Annotated in this window: 17 protein-coding genes; 14 read left to right on the top strand and 3 right to left on the bottom strand. The window is 40.3% G+C overall.

All coding sequences use genetic code 11. The features are described from left to right. The first annotated feature begins 187 nt into the window (after positions 1 to 187). The 7 genes from rplQ to rpsI all read left to right on the top strand — a co-directional run bounded on the left by rplQ (position 188) and on the right by rpsI (position 5,267). Entirely contained in the window at positions 188 to 550 is a 363-nt protein-coding gene (gene rplQ / locus ACFVS1_RS25865; protein WP_034304973.1) for a 50S ribosomal protein L17, read from the top strand. Between the two features lie 365 nt (positions 551 to 915). After that, a complete protein-coding gene (locus ACFVS1_RS25870) occupies positions 916 to 1,755 on the top strand; it encodes an energy-coupling factor ABC transporter ATP-binding protein (RefSeq protein ID WP_352926899.1) in 840 nt (279 codons plus the stop codon). Next, positions 1,731 to 2,597: an energy-coupling factor ABC transporter ATP-binding protein gene (locus ACFVS1_RS25875; RefSeq protein ID WP_241593946.1), complete on the top strand. Its 867-nt coding sequence runs from the start codon at positions 1,731 to 1,733 to the stop codon at positions 2,595 to 2,597. The genes ACFVS1_RS25870 and ACFVS1_RS25875 overlap by 25 nt, the downstream gene beginning before the upstream one ends. Beyond that, the gene (locus tag ACFVS1_RS25880) at positions 2,597 to 3,394 is read left to right on the top strand and encodes an energy-coupling factor transporter transmembrane component T family protein (protein ID WP_137024085.1); all 798 of its coding nucleotides are present in this window, start codon (positions 2,597 to 2,599) and stop codon (positions 3,392 to 3,394) included. The genes ACFVS1_RS25875 and ACFVS1_RS25880 overlap by 1 nt, the downstream gene beginning before the upstream one ends. 14 nt (positions 3,395 to 3,408) lie before the next feature. Further along, a complete protein-coding gene (gene truA, locus ACFVS1_RS25885) occupies positions 3,409 to 4,149 on the top strand; it encodes a tRNA pseudouridine(38-40) synthase TruA (protein WP_387551960.1) in 741 nt (246 codons plus the stop codon). A 267-nt stretch (positions 4,150 to 4,416) separates the two neighbouring features. Further along, on the top strand, positions 4,417 to 4,854 hold the full coding sequence (gene rplM, locus ACFVS1_RS25890) for a 50S ribosomal protein L13 (RefSeq protein ID WP_034304960.1): 438 nt from the start codon (positions 4,417 to 4,419) through the stop codon (positions 4,852 to 4,854). Between the two features lie 20 nt (positions 4,855 to 4,874). After that, on the top strand, positions 4,875 to 5,267 hold the full coding sequence (gene rpsI, locus ACFVS1_RS25895; protein WP_034304957.1) for a 30S ribosomal protein S9: 393 nt from the start codon (positions 4,875 to 4,877) through the stop codon (positions 5,265 to 5,267). Positions 5,268 to 5,406: 139 nt separating this feature from the next. Here rpsI and ACFVS1_RS25900 read toward each other — a convergent pair whose 3' ends face one another. Next, positions 5,407 to 6,858 carry a DHA2 family efflux MFS transporter permease subunit gene (locus ACFVS1_RS25900; RefSeq protein ID WP_387551964.1) on the bottom strand — a complete coding sequence of 484 codons (1,452 nt, stop codon included), beginning with the start codon at positions 6,856 to 6,858 and terminating at the stop codon, positions 5,407 to 5,409. A 170-nt stretch (positions 6,859 to 7,028) separates the two neighbouring features. Here ACFVS1_RS25900 and ACFVS1_RS25905 point away from each other — a divergent pair, with 170 nt between their 5' ends. The 5 genes from ACFVS1_RS25905 to ACFVS1_RS25925 all read left to right on the top strand — a co-directional run bounded on the left by ACFVS1_RS25905 (position 7,029) and on the right by ACFVS1_RS25925 (position 11,334). After that, positions 7,029 to 7,577 carry a TetR/AcrR family transcriptional regulator gene (locus ACFVS1_RS25905; protein ID WP_352926911.1) on the top strand — a complete coding sequence of 183 codons (549 nt, stop codon included), beginning with the start codon at positions 7,029 to 7,031 and terminating at the stop codon, positions 7,575 to 7,577. 214 nt (positions 7,578 to 7,791) lie between these two features. Beyond that, on the top strand, positions 7,792 to 8,322 hold the full coding sequence (locus ACFVS1_RS25910; protein WP_352926913.1) for an ECF transporter S component: 531 nt from the start codon (positions 7,792 to 7,794) through the stop codon (positions 8,320 to 8,322). A 590-nt stretch (positions 8,323 to 8,912) separates the two neighbouring features. Further along, a complete protein-coding gene (locus ACFVS1_RS25915; protein ID WP_352926916.1) occupies positions 8,913 to 9,338 on the top strand; it encodes a DUF2521 family protein in 426 nt (141 codons plus the stop codon). Positions 9,339 to 9,421: 83 nt separating this feature from the next. Then, the gene (cwlD, locus tag ACFVS1_RS25920) at positions 9,422 to 10,138 is read left to right on the top strand and encodes an N-acetylmuramoyl-L-alanine amidase CwlD (protein ID WP_387551969.1); all 717 of its coding nucleotides are present in this window, start codon (positions 9,422 to 9,424) and stop codon (positions 10,136 to 10,138) included. Positions 10,139 to 10,275: 137 nt separating this feature from the next. Further along, on the top strand, positions 10,276 to 11,334 hold the full coding sequence (locus ACFVS1_RS25925) for an Mrp/NBP35 family ATP-binding protein (RefSeq protein ID WP_144480964.1): 1,059 nt from the start codon (positions 10,276 to 10,278) through the stop codon (positions 11,332 to 11,334). Positions 11,335 to 11,378: 44 nt separating this feature from the next. Here the strand turns inward: ACFVS1_RS25925 and gerD are convergent, their stop codons facing one another. Beyond that, positions 11,379 to 11,939, bottom strand: coding sequence for a spore germination lipoprotein GerD (gene gerD / locus ACFVS1_RS25930; RefSeq protein ID WP_352926922.1), 561 nt, complete (start codon positions 11,937 to 11,939; stop codon positions 11,379 to 11,381). Positions 11,940 to 12,076: 137 nt separating this feature from the next. Between gerD and ACFVS1_RS25935 the strand changes: the two genes are divergently transcribed. Next, complete coding sequence (locus ACFVS1_RS25935) at positions 12,077 to 12,757, top strand: KinB-signaling pathway activation protein (RefSeq protein ID WP_352926925.1); 681 nt, start codon at positions 12,077 to 12,079, stop codon at positions 12,755 to 12,757. Positions 12,758 to 12,849: 92 nt separating this feature from the next. On the opposite strand, the gene pdaB is transcribed toward ACFVS1_RS25935, so the two are convergent. Continuing rightward, the gene (gene pdaB, locus ACFVS1_RS25940) at positions 12,850 to 13,602 is read right to left on the bottom strand and encodes a polysaccharide deacetylase family sporulation protein PdaB (protein WP_352926928.1); all 753 of its coding nucleotides are present in this window, start codon (positions 13,600 to 13,602) and stop codon (positions 12,850 to 12,852) included. A gap of 132 nt (positions 13,603 to 13,734) precedes the next feature. Between pdaB and ACFVS1_RS25945 the strand changes: the two genes are divergently transcribed. Next, positions 13,735 to 13,971: a hypothetical protein gene (locus ACFVS1_RS25945; RefSeq protein WP_352926930.1), complete on the top strand. Its 237-nt coding sequence runs from the start codon at positions 13,735 to 13,737 to the stop codon at positions 13,969 to 13,971. Positions 13,972 to 14,248 lie beyond the last annotated feature (277 nt).

Below are 14,248 nucleotides of genomic sequence, written 5' to 3' on the forward strand. Positions count from 1 at the left end.
GTGAAAGTGAATCCAGAAACAGGCGATATTAATGAAGGGTTATATCAAGATGGTGAGAAAATCGACTTTGCTCTAGAGGCTTAGGTCTTCGTAAAGACGACTGATAACATGGCGGAATCAATCCATTATGTTGTGAGCCTTGTTATAGACACACAATATAGAACTTCAACAAAGGAGGGAATCTCTAATGGGTTACAGAAAGTTAGGACGCACTAGCGCACAACGTAAAGCATTACTTCGTGATTTAGCTACGGATCTTATTATCCATGAGCGCATTGAAACTACTGAAGCACGTGCAAAGGAATTACGTTCTGTAGTAGATAAAATGATCACTCTTGGTAAACGTGGTGACTTGCATGCACGCCGTCAAGCTGCATCTTTCATCCGTAACGAAATCGCTGACGCTGAGAATGGCACAGATGCCCTTCAAAAACTATTCAGTGACGTGGCTCCACGTTATGAAGAACGTCAAGGTGGATACACTCGTATCATGAAAGTTGGTCCACGCCGCGGTGACGGTGCACCAGTCGTGGTTATTGAATTAGTTTAATAACAACGATGAAAAAGGGCGGGACAAATGAATATACTCACTTGTTCTATGCCCTTTTTCTTTTTTTAAATAGAAATTCTGTACTTTAGAAATTCGCATTGAGTGTTACGATGGCTGGCGGAACCTGTATCATGCAGGGAGCCTTCACGTCTAGCTCAAGCATCCCTTCCCGCTTTTGATAAGCGATTATAAGATAACCTGTTTTTCGTAACAGGCCCGCTGTTAGCTGCTCTTAATTTACCGAAAATTCTTTCGGTGGAAGGGGTGCAGCGTTTTTTTATATTTTCAGAAGGAAAACCACTATATTTATTATGAGTGAGCAGAGTTTAGTTTAGACGAGTGCAGTCGAGAATGAGGAGGGCCACATGGTGAAGAAGCTGGTTTCTTTAAATAATATTGTTTTTAAATATGAGGGTCAGTCTCGAAACGCCTTGGATGATGTTTCTTTTGATATTCATCAGGGGGAGTGGCTTGCGATTGTCGGACATAATGGCTCTGGCAAGTCGACATTAGCGAAGTTACTGAATGGTCTTCAGTTCGCTAACTCAGGTACCATTACGATTAATGATCAACTTTTGACAGAAGAATCCGTTTGGGATGTACGCCAGAAAATTGGCATGGTTTTTCAAAACCCAGATAATCAATTTGTAGGCACTACAGTTCAGGATGATGTGGCTTTTGGTTTAGAAAACGCCGGTGTTTCTCAGCAGGTTATGGTGGAGCGTGTTCATGGTGCGTTAAATAAGGTTAAAATGAATGCCTTTCTTAATCAAGAGCCGCACCATCTATCCGGCGGTCAAAAGCAAAGAGTGGCCATAGCAGGTGTAATAGCCCTGCAGCCAGACATAATCATCTTAGATGAAGCAACCTCCATGCTTGACCCAAGAGGCCGTGAAGAAGTGCTTGAAACTGTTAGGGAATTAATGCAGGAAAACGATATTACTGTCATATCAATCACCCATGATCTTGAGGAAGCTGCGAAAGCTGACCGAATGATAGTCATGAACCAAGGTCGGTTATATCGTGAAGGATCGCCTCAGGATATTTTTGAATTAGAGGAAGAATTGATTGCTCTTGGTCTGGATATTCCCTTTTCAGTGAAACTAACCAAGGAGTTACAAAAAAATGGTGTTCGTGTAGTTGATGGGCATTTGACAGAGGAAGAGTTGGTGAAGGATTTATGCGAATTACACTCGATGATGTAGAATACCGCTACCAGGTGAATACTCCTTTTGAACATCTAGCCCTTCATGATGTCAATATTTCAATGGAGCCGGGAACCTATACCGCAATCATCGGGCATACAGGGTCCGGGAAATCCACGCTACTGCAGCATTTGAATGCTCTTTTAAAACCGACGAAGGGTCGGGTTTTCATTGGGGATCGGACGATTGAAGCCGGAAGAAAAGAAAAGGTTTTGCGGCCAATAAGACAAAAGGTCGGAATTGTTTTTCAGTTTCCGGAACATCAGTTATTTGATGAAACGGTTGAAAAGGATATATGTTTCGGTCCGATGAACTTTGGCGTTTCTGAAATCGATGCTAAGAAACTGGCCAGGAAAGCCATCGCGCAAGTCGGTTTGAATGAGGAAGTTCTTGAAAAATCTCCATTCGACTTATCCGGCGGACAAATGCGACGGGTGGCCATCGCTGGGGTACTTGCCATGGAGCCGGAAGTATTGGTGCTTGATGAGCCTACAGCGGGTCTGGATCCGCGCGGACGCAAAGAAATCATGGATATGTTTTATGATCTGCATAAAGCAAGAGGCATTTCAACGATTCTGGTGACTCATAGCATGGAGGATGCAGCCAAGTACGCGGATGACATCATTATCATGCATAAGGGTACGGTTTTCAAAAAGGGAACCCCCCAGGAAATTTTCTCGGAGCCGGAACAATTAATGGAGCTTGGCCTGGATGTTCCTGATACGGTCCGTTTTCAGCTAAAACTCCAGAAGGAACTGGGTGTTCGATTTGATCATCCATGTCTTAATATCGGTGATTTAGCGATAGAAATAGATAAAGCCATGAAACGGGGGAACCGCTGATGCTGGATAAAATGATTATCGGGCGTTATGTCCCTGCAAATTCACTGATGCACAAGATGGATCCAAGGGCTAAATTGCTCCTTGTGTTCCTGTTTGTTTGTGTCGTCTTTTTGGCGAATAATGTCGTTTCTTACGGTTTGCTTGCTGTATTCACCATCCTTTTGATCATTCTTTCCAAAATACCGCTTCGTTATCTTTATAATGGGTTAAAACCAATCTTTTTCTTGATTGTATTTACATTCCTTCTCCATATATTTTTTACGAAAGAAGGGGATTTGCTTTTTGAATACGGTTGGTTTGAAATCTATGAAGGCGGTTTGATTCAAGGTTTTTTCATATCAGTAAGATTTACATTATTAATCCTTGTTACGTCACTTTTAACTTTGACGACATCCCCGATATCCATTACTGATGGAATGGAAGAGCTGTTGGGGCCCTTGAAAAAGTGGAAGATGCCTGTACATGAACTGGCATTGATGATGTCCATTGCGCTTCGTTTCATTCCAACGCTAATGGAGGAAACGGAAAAAATCATGAAGGCCCAAACTGCAAGGGGCGTTGACTTTTCATCTGGCCCGATAAAGGACAGGGTTAAATCAATTGTACCGCTGCTTGTTCCTTTATTTGTTAGTTCGTTCAAACGAGCTGAGGAATTGGCAACTGCCATGGAATCAAGAGGATACCGTGGCGGGGAAGGCCGCACGAAATATCGCCAATTGAACTGGAAGATGAGTGATAGTCTTTTGATGGTCTCAATCGGTGTTCTAACGGTCATGTTATTTTTATTACGTTCATAATAAGGAAGAGTACTATGCCAAAATATAAATGTGTGATCGCTTATGACGGCACGGATTTTGCTGGTTATCAGGTGCAGCCTGAGAAGCGCACCATACAAAGTGAATTCGAGGCAGTCTTGGCCCAAATGCATAAAGGCACAATTATAAAAGTGACTGCTTCAGGCAGGACAGATTCAGGAGTCCATGCAAAGGGGCAGGTGCTTCACTTTGAATCACCCCTTACCTTCCCTACGGAAAATTGGGTAAAGGCGTTCAGCGCCCTTCTCCCGACCGATATCATCGTTCTGGAAGTCGAGATCGTGCCTGACGATTTTCATGCAAGGTTCCATACGACGGGGAAAGAGTACCGTTATATCATAGCCCGCTCGAAACTGCGGGATCCGTTCCAGCGAAATTACGCTTATCATTATCCCTACCCGTTAGATGGGGAGGCGATGAAGGAAGCGATCTCCTACTTGATTGGGACACATGACTTTACAAGTTTTTGTTCGGCTAAGACGGAAGTAGTCGATAAAGTTCGAACGATACAAGTGATGGATTTTGAAGAGAGCGATGGTTTCATGGTTTTCCGCTTCGTTGGCGAAGGTTTTTTGTATAACATGGTGCGTATCTTGGTTGGGACGCTCCTCGATGTCGGCAGCGGCAAGATATCACCCCGTGATATGAGCGGGATTTTGGCCAAAAAGGACCGCAGTTTTGCAGGGAAAACAGCACCAGCCCAAGGCTTATATTTATGGAAAGTATTTTACAAATAAAATAATTTTCGAAGTGATACCAGTTTTTTTACAACTGGGAAACGAGATGAACTCAGTAATGGAGCGGTTTGACGCTACACTGACCTTTTCATGGAGTTGCAGAGAGTGTTTTATAGACAACTTATCCTAGTGTAACATTCCCTTGACAATGAATCTGGGAGAAGTTAATATAATATGGTATGTATTTTAATCCCACGATAAGCCCCGGAAGTTTATTGTGATTGAAAATAAATATAAAAAATTAAAAAGTTTTTTAGGAGGTTAACCATGCGTACGACATTTATGGCGAAAGCTAATGAAGTAGAACGTAAATGGTATGTGATTGACGCTGAAGGCAAAACTTTGGGTCGCCTTTCTACTGAAGTAGCATCCATCTTACGTGGTAAACATAAACCAACTTTTACACCGAACATTGACACTGGTGATCATGTAATTCTAATCAATGTTGAAAAAATCCACTTGACTGGTAAAAAATTGACTGACAAAATTTATTACCGTCACACTATGCATCCAGGCGGTCTTAAAACTAGAACTGCTCTTGAAATGCGTACAAACTACCCTGAGAGAATGCTTGAACTTGCTATCAAAGGTATGCTTCCAAAGAATTCTCTTGGTCGTCAAATCTACAAAAAATTACACGTATACGCTGGAGCTGAGCACCCACACGCTGCTCAACAACCAGAAGTATACGAATTACGCGGATAATTACTAAGGAGGTTACTATCTTGGCACAAGTTCAATATTATGGTACTGGTCGCCGTAAGAGCTCAGTAGCTCGTGTACGTTTAGTACCAGGCGAAGGTCGCATCGTTATTAACGGTCGTGACATCAATGAATATATTCCTTTCGCAGCATTACGTGAAGTTGTAAACCAACCACTAGTTGCAACAGAAACTACTGGAAATTACGACGTTCTAGTAAACGTTAGCGGTGGTGGATACACTGGTCAAGCTGGAGCAATCCGTCACGGTATCGCTCGTGCATTGCTTCAAGTTGATCCAGAATACCGTCCATCTCTTAAAACTGCTGGTTTACTAACTCGTGACCCACGTATGAAAGAGCGTAAAAAATACGGTCTTAAAGGCGCACGTCGTGCACCTCAGTTCTCAAAACGTTAATTCTATTATCGTTTCAAGGCTCTCAACCATTTTGGTTGGGGGTCTTTTTTATGCCCGGAAAATGTGGGTAACTGAAATATAAAAAGCATATCCGGGATTTCCCGGATATGCTTTTTATTACACACTCCATTTTAATAATTTAGTTATGAGGTTCATCTTGGTTTTTTTTGATTACGGCTTTTCCTGGCATGAAGCATGCAAAAATTAACGCCACAAAAGATAAGATTAACATGAATACATAGGCTTCACTTGAGCCATAGATGGAAGCTAATGCCTTTAGTTGAATAGCTGAAATATTTTCATTCATTGATAGCTCAGAAGCATGCGAAGTTGCCTGCATTGTATACACTGTGATGACAACGGCTGTTCCAATAGCACCTGACAATTGGCGAATGGTATTATTTACAGCTGAACCATGGGAACCCAGTTCTCTTGGTAAAGCATTCAACCCTGCAGTATTTAATGGCATGGTAATAAAGCTCAAGCCAATTCGTAATATAATGGTACGAACCATTAAATAGCTATAGGTTGTGGATTCGTTTATATCTATGACACCCCACATCGAAACAATGATAAATAGCAAACCTGTAATAAAGAGTGGTTTTGCACCATATTTATCATGCATTTTACCTGTGACAGGGGATAAGAAGGCATTAATCACAGCTCCAGGTAATAACAGTAAACCTGCTTCAAATGCTGTAAAACCTCGTCCATTTTGCAAGTAAATGGGTAAAAGAATTAGATCCGCGTACATGATCATCGTAATTAGTACATTGATGAAAGACGTAAGCGTGAAAACTTTGTACTTAAATACAGATAAATTTAATAATGGATCACTGGATTTCATTTGGCGTAAACAGAATAGAGCCGTGACGATTATTCCGGCGATTATTGTAGTAATGATAACGAGATTATCCCATCCCTTGCTTCCTGCGCTGCTAAATCCAAATAATATGCAGCCAAAACCAATCGTTGATAAAATGACACTTATGATATCCAATTTTGCTTTTGTTGAATTGGCAACATTCATTAAATATTTGAATGCTAGAGCTATGACGATTAATATAAATGGGATTAACCCAATAAATAGCCATCTCCATGAAACATATTCAATGATAAAACCAGATAATGTAGGGGCTATGGCTGGAGCAAAAATTATCGCAAAGCCGATTGTCCCCATAATGCTTCCACGCTTTTCGCTAGGATATAAATATAAAATAACTGTCATCATTAGAGGCATTATAATCCCGGCACCTACTGCTTGAATCATTCTTCCCGTTAACAGCATGCCAAAATTCACAGCACATGCGGAAAGTGCAGATCCTATTAACAAAAAGAACATCGAGCTAATAAATAGTTGCCTTGTTGTAAACCGTTTCATTAAAAAGGCAGTAATTGGCACCAAAACACCGTTCACAAGCATAAATCCAGTTGATAACCATTGTACAGTTGCAGCAGTTACATGTAATACGTCCATTAAACCACTTAATGCAACATTTAATAAAGTCTGATTTAATGTTGATAAAAAACAACCAGCAATCAGTACAATTAATAAAATTTTTTTATTTTTTTCTGTTATATCATTACTCATTCGTAAACTCCTTTATTTTTGACTTGCATTCTCAACAACGTGTCGATAAAATCGATGGTAACAAAAATATATGTTGCTTACCATGAACAGTTTTCTTGAAAATGTTCACTAATCGACAAAGGGATATATGCTGTTGAGAAAGTCAAAGAAAATCTATAAAGGAGTTAAAAATGTCTATTCCTAAGAAAGAAGATCCTCGTACAATTCGGTCAAGAGAAATGTTTAAGAACGCTGTCATTGCTCTCTTATCCGAGGACCCTGCTATTTCAAATTTAACGGTTCAGAAAATCGCAGCCAAAGCAGGATTAAACCGAACAACATTTTACTTGCATTATCAGGATATTCAAGATTTACTAACGCAAATCACCGATGAGATTTTAAATGAGCTTTCTGATAAAATTTTTGCTTTAATACATGCAAAAGATTTATCAGAAAATCAACAGCTAACGCAATTACTTGATTATTTATATACCCATCGAAATTATTTACTTGTTTTATTTAAGACGAATCAGTTTGAGGAACAATTGTTTTCATTATTAAAGCAATTAGTAGAAATAAGAAGGAAGAATACCAAGAAGGATTTACCTGCTGATTATGTTGACATTGATATTAAAACGGCCTCATTGGTAGGAATTATAATATGGTGGTTAAGAAAGGGGCTTCATTTTAGTTCAGATTATATTGCCAACCAAATTTATTTAATGTACAGAGTGCAATGATGTTGGGGGGTGTTTTTTTATGCCGGAAAAAGATTTGACCCAAATTTTCAGCATCAAATCCAAATAAAACGCCGCGGTGCCGTTGGTGACAGGTATGTTCCATTTGTTTACACATGAGTTTATTTATGTAATACAGAATTTTTTGTAAAATCCATATTTATTAAGTTCCTGTTTAGGAGTATGATAATACTTAAAAAAAGAAAGAGGACTTCCTATGAATTCAACATACTCACCGATTGAAGCAACTAAAACAAAAGCCTTGGTCATCAATGCGCTATTCATTGCGTTAACCCTTGTAGCGACAATGTTCATTAACATCAAGCTCCCAATAATGGGTAACGGAGGCCTTATCCATCTGGGTAACGTTCCCCTGTTTATAGCAGCCTTGGTATATGGCAAAAAAACAGGGGCGATAGCAGGCGCCTTTGGTATGGCCTTCTTCGACCTATTCTCTGGTTGGGCAGCATGGGCACCGTTTACATTCGTCATCGTAGGAGCAATGGGCTTTCTAGCCGGCCTTATATCCGAAAAGGTACCAGGAAAAAGAGAATTGGTATACACTATGGCCGTTGCCGTTGCATTGATTATAAAAATCGTCGGCTACTATTTCGTCGAAGTTATTCTTTATGGTAACTGGATACAGCCATTTGGCTCCATCCCAGGAAACGTAATGCAGGTAGTTATAGCTGGAATAATTGTAGTGCCGCTTGCTGGACGATTAAAGAAAAGAGCTGGACAGATATAAAGTGGAACAATAATAGGAAGCCATTTCAAACTTTGTGTTGCACCATCTTTGGATGTTATGTTGTCCTGCGCTCTGAACCTCATGCAGCTAAAATGACATCCTGCTAAGTAAGCGGGTATTAAATGAATTCGCTATTATAAAATGTTTTATGTTTGAGAAAAGGACATCCGTTAACCATGGATGTCCTTTTCATCTTAATAGTCCACTAAGCCTGAAGTTGTCATGGAGGATGGCTGGCTTAAGTTTAAGGAAGAACACGACAGGAATAATCAGTGTTGATCAAGATCCAAAGAGGCACGCGCAGTGAGCGACCCAAGTCGGCAAGGTCAGCCTCGGGTAGCGGCCTGAGTGGCGAGTTATGGGTGATGGTTCCAAGTTTTCTGCCAGTAAACATCATTCGAAAAGTGCTTTTGACCTTTGACGGGCTTATGGAAGATAGCATATTGCTTATCGAATTAAATTACTTGTCAAACCTATCCTCATTATTTTTTGCCAATGGAATAAACGAATGGTTCAAACTAGAACGCAAAAACTAAATTATGTCTTGGGAAATAATTTTGGGAAATGGGGAATTGCCCCGGAGGTGAAATATGGCTGTGATATTAGGTTTACAGGAGATGCAAAGGGAAAGGCAATTGAAGTTCGAACGCAAGCTGCTCAGGGAACTTTCTATCGAGGATATGAAGGGAAGGATTCAGCGTTACTTCGGACAGGATTTGATGGATGTTTTGGAGGAAGGCTACTTTGATGTTGCCATCGAGGCTTATTTATTAGGAGCGAACTATAGTAAGTTTGGCTATTATGGTGAGTCGGAAGAAGATGTTAGGACCAGGTGCTGGAAAGAAGAGAAGTTTTTGGTCGATACTCTTTTTAACTTCATTTTGTATTGGCGGGAAGTTACAGTGAATAATGCTTTTGATGAAGGGTTGTTTTATTGCTGTGAAGGATTTGTGGGGGATTGGTGGCTGGACGGCTTTAAGACTGGTGAAAAACGATATAAAATGAAACTGCATTAAGAAAGGAAAATTCCCATTCCATGTTCTAATTCCATGGTTTGTCCCATACTTTTTAGTAGAGAGATCATGGAAGGGGAACGGTCATGCGCAGAAAGCTGAAATATACAGGAATCGCAATGGGATTGTTTGTCCTTTTTTTAATTGTGACTTTTAAATTTGTTGAAGATGATTCTTGGGACTCCTGGAATCTTCCGTTGGCAGGTAAGGTCATCATTCTGGATGCAGGTCACGGAGGAATGGACGGCGGGGCAAATGTACAAGAGGTTATGGAAAAGGAAATTGCCCTTTCCGTTTCATTAAAGGTCAGGGACTATTTACAGGAACAGGGTGCCCTTGTCATCATGACACGTGAGAAGGATGAGGATTTGGCACAGGGAAATACAAAGGGGATCCGCCAGCGAAAACAGGAGGATCTACGGAATCGGGTTGAAATGATCAATGATTCGGAAGCGGACTTATTTTTAAGCATTCATTTGAACTCTTTTCCATCAGCGTCATCGAAAGGTGCCCAGACCTTTTATACAAATAGGTTTGAGGAAAATGAACAGGTGGCAAAATTCATTCAGACTGAAATCATTAGAAACCTGGAAAATACAAAGCGTGATGCAAAAACGATTAAACATGTGTATTTAATGAATTATGCCAAGAAACCGGGGGCACTTGTGGAAATTGGCTTTCTTTCCAATACCGAGGAAAGGGAACGCCTAATCAGTGATAAGTATCAAGAAAAGGTTGCCAGTTCGATTTATATGGGCATTTTACGGTACTTTACAGAGGAAAAACTATCGGATGAAGAGTGATGTCGGGTCTTGTAAGGTACAAGACCTTTTTATTATGGGTAAAATTATCAGGTTTCGCAGCGGGTAAGAAAATAAGTTTTCTTTCCGTTATATGTTATACTGAAAAATGGAAAATAAAATTCAAAGGGGTGCTCGACTTGTTAACAGAAGAGAAAGTACTGAATTTATTAAAGGATCTTAAAGACCCTTTTCTACATAAAAACCTTGAAGAGACAAATGGAATTATAGAAATCAAAATAAAACCCGAAAAGAATCATGTAAGCGTTAAACTGGCGATTGCGAAAACGGGGACTGCCGAACAAATGCAAATGCAATCGGAAGTTGTGGACTTGCTGAAAACGAACGGAGCGGAATCGGTAGGTATACGTTTCACGGAGCTTTCAGAAGAGGAGTTAGCCAAGCATCGTGAAAGTATTCCTCAGGATGAAGCGGACCAAGGTTTGCTTGGACCTAACAGCAAGACGCAATTCATCGCGATCGCCAGCGGTAAAGGCGGGGTGGGAAAATCTACGATTTCAGTGAATTTCGCTACTTCACTTGCTCGTTTGGGTAAAAAGGTCGGACTGGTTGACGCCGATATTTATGGATTCAGCGTACCTGATATGATGGGGATAACTAAAAGACCGGTTGTTCGCGGGGAAAAAATCATTCCTGTAGAACGGTTTGGCGTGCAAGTCATCTCAATGGGCTTTTTTGTAGAGGATAACGCGCCGATCATCTGGAGAGGACCGATGCTGGGTAAAATGCTTAACAGTTTCTTTAACGAAGTGGAATGGGGAGATTTGGACTATTTGGTCCTTGATTTACCGCCGGGTACAGGCGATGTTGCTTTGGACGTTCATACGATGCTCCCTTCATGTAAAGAAATCATCGTTACGACACCGCATCCGACTGCAGCCTTCGTTGCGGCAAGGGCTGGTGCCATGGCCATCAAAACAGAACACGAAGTCATTGGTGTCATAGAGAACATGTCATTCTTCGAAAGTAAAACGACGGGTGAAAAAGAATATGTCTTCGGAAAAGGCGGCGGAGCGAAGCTTGCAGAAGAGCTTCGTACAGAAGTTTTAGGTCAACTTCCCCTGCAACAGCCGGATTGGAACGAAGAGGACTTTGCTCCATCCATTTACGCAGCGGACCATAGGCTCGGAAGAATTTACGAAGATATTGCTAAGAAAGTCATTGAAAAACTACAATAAAAATAAGGCTGATTCCGATTGGGATCAGCCTTATTTCGTTCTTTTTACTTTTTCTCCTTCTCGGCCGCTTTAGTGGCTGCTTTATCCAATTTCTCTTGCATTTTAGCTTGGACGAGAGGACTCTCCATGGTTTCGATGATCAGCTCCTTATAGACCGACCGCATCTCCTTGGTTTTTAATAACTTATTCATTTCTTTTTCCATATCCGGTTCTTTCAATATTTCCATAAGCATTCCACGATACTGAGGATCAGCAGTTAAGTCCTTCAAAACCTTTTTATGTTCGTCTTCTAATGCTTTAGCATATGCGGAAGCGAATTCGGGATCATTAAATGTCTTTTTCCAAAATTCCTTCCCTTTATCTGAAGTGACCATATCTTCAATGGATTTCTTAATGTCATCCGAATCCATAATAAGTTCAGCTTTCGTTTTATCATCAGTAATAATATCCTGGATGGCTTTTTTTCCATCATCTGTCTTCAAGATATCGACGACCATCTTCTTTGTCTCTTCATATTCCATTTTTTCTGCGCCTGCTCCATTTTGAGCACAACCGGAACAAACGAGTAAGAATGACGTGAAAAGCAAAGCAACTCCCACTCTCATACGCAGGGCCCCTTTCATCCTTCTTACTGTTAATATGGTTCCAATCGGCGATATTATTCCTTGGTGGAATAAGTGGATTTTTCCAAATTTGGTTGGTACAATTAAGGAAATGAAATAGAAATGTATGGAGGAAGACAATGAACAGCCGTAATTTAGTTAAATTGTTTTTAACAACATTGCTTATAGGTGGTGTAACGGGCGGAGTTGTAGGTTTCTTGGCTCGGTGGAGTGAGTTTAAGCCTTATTTTTCTTCTTTTGATGTCAGCGCCATCTTATCAACGTTTATTTGGTTATTCGGTGTTGGATTAATTTTCAGTGTCATAAGCCAAGCCGGCTTTTTTGCCTATTTAACGATACATCGTTTTGGTCTGGGAATATTTAAAAGCGCTTCCTTATGGAACGCCGTTCAACTTGTACTCATTCTTTTTGTTGTTTTCGATCTTGTCTACCTGCGATATCTTAGCTTTGGTTCAGGCGAAGGGATCAGTTCCTACATCGTGTTAGCGTTGGTTGTATTGGCCTTAGGGCTTGTTACAGCTTATTTCAAAATGAAACAAACGAATAAACAGTCGTTCATACCGGCCTTGTTTTTCATGGTCGTGTTCACGGTTTTGGAGTGGATACCTGTCCTAAGTGCCAATGATGAAAGCTGGCTTTACTTCATGCTGTTTCCATTGCTGGTCTGCAATGCATATCAATTATTGGTCCTTAGCAAATTGATTGAAATTTCACAAAAGGAATTGGCCAGTAAAAGAGGGCGTAAGCAAACTCCGGCAAAGGGAAAGATGAAAGCCGGTGAACTTGGTAAAGGCAGCTAACCTTTATGTAAGCCGGGGCATACATAAGGAAGTCAAACATAAAAACTGCGTACTAAAGGTTCTTGGAGACCATTAGTACGCAGTTTTTTTAGTCAGCGAACTTCCTCACTGCTTGCTGATGAATTGGAAATCATCTCTGAAACGTTAACGAAGTTTAAATTTTTTGATCGAAGTTCACTTATTAACTCCGGTAAAGCCTTATTCGTTTGTTTTGCTGAGTCTGAGGCATGTAATAAGATGATATCACCCTTTTGGGCCTTAGTGATGTTCTGTACGATTCGATCCACACCCGGATTGGTCCAATCCTTTGAATCGATGCTCCAATGGACAACAGTATATCCGAATTTCTCGCTGATCTTTAAGAGGCGTTTATCAAAGTGGCCGGTGGGAGCGCGTAAAAGTTCTATATTCTTTATATTCAGTTTTTTAAATGCTTCCTGCGCTTTAGAAATATCCCGGATGATTTCCTGATCTTCCATTTCGGAATAATCCTTATAATCGTAACCAAGGTTGCCAATTTCATATCCTTCTTTCACAATTTCCGCTACTATGTCCGGATGACGTTCAGCCCAGGATCCCGAGAGGAAAAATGTGGCGGATTTAATTTTTTCCCTTTTTAATGTCTCTATTATCGGAGCGGCTTTCTCATCACCCCAGCCGATATTGAACGTGATCGCAACATTCTTTTCCCCTTTATAAACCGCTTTCGGCCCATCTTCTGTAGAAAAAACGGGGGCATGAAGAATGTTTTGTACAAAAAGGAACCAAGCGGTAAAAAGTGCCGTAAGTAATATTAACGAATAATATTTGATCTTCTTGGCTTGAAGCACCATGAAAAATTTCATTAATCCATCCCCTTGTCCAAAGTACTCTTGTCTTCAAATTTATGCGCAAGGATTATTGTTATGCAAAAAAATCAGTTGAAAATTCATAAAAATGCTGGCAATGGGGAATGCTGTCTGGTGGAGGTGTGAACTATGCTCGGTTTATTGATTAATGACAAGGAGAAGATGGAATTAGAGTATCTTTTAAAAAGAGAGATGGATGAAATACTATTTGATCTGCAGGATGACAGAATCGATCACTTAGTCAAAAGGGCAATAAACGAGAAATATAACATCCTTTTCAGACTGTTTAAAAGGGTGAGCACCGAGGAGGAATGCCTAATGTATATGAGGGGAAAAAAGAATTTGTCCAAGGGAAATCAGTCATGAGATTCAAAAGTGAATTATATGTAAAAAATCTATTGACTATTAATTTATACGCTGGTATATTATAAAAGTTGCTGCAACGTAAAAGCTTTTGAAAAAGAATGGAAAAAACTTTTTTAAAAAAGTTATTGACGAAGTAGTAATAAGATGTTAAGATATTAAAGTCGCTAAGAGATGCGGCAAACAAATTGCTCTTTGAAAACTGAACAAAACAAAGCGCCAACGTTAAATTTTAAGTGAGCACACACTATCAAAAAAGCAAATGAGCAAGTCAAACATT

Source organism: Peribacillus sp. NPDC058075 (genome assembly GCF_042885195.1).
In the GTDB taxonomy this organism is placed as follows: Bacteria; Bacillota; Bacilli; order Bacillales; family DSM-1321; genus Peribacillus.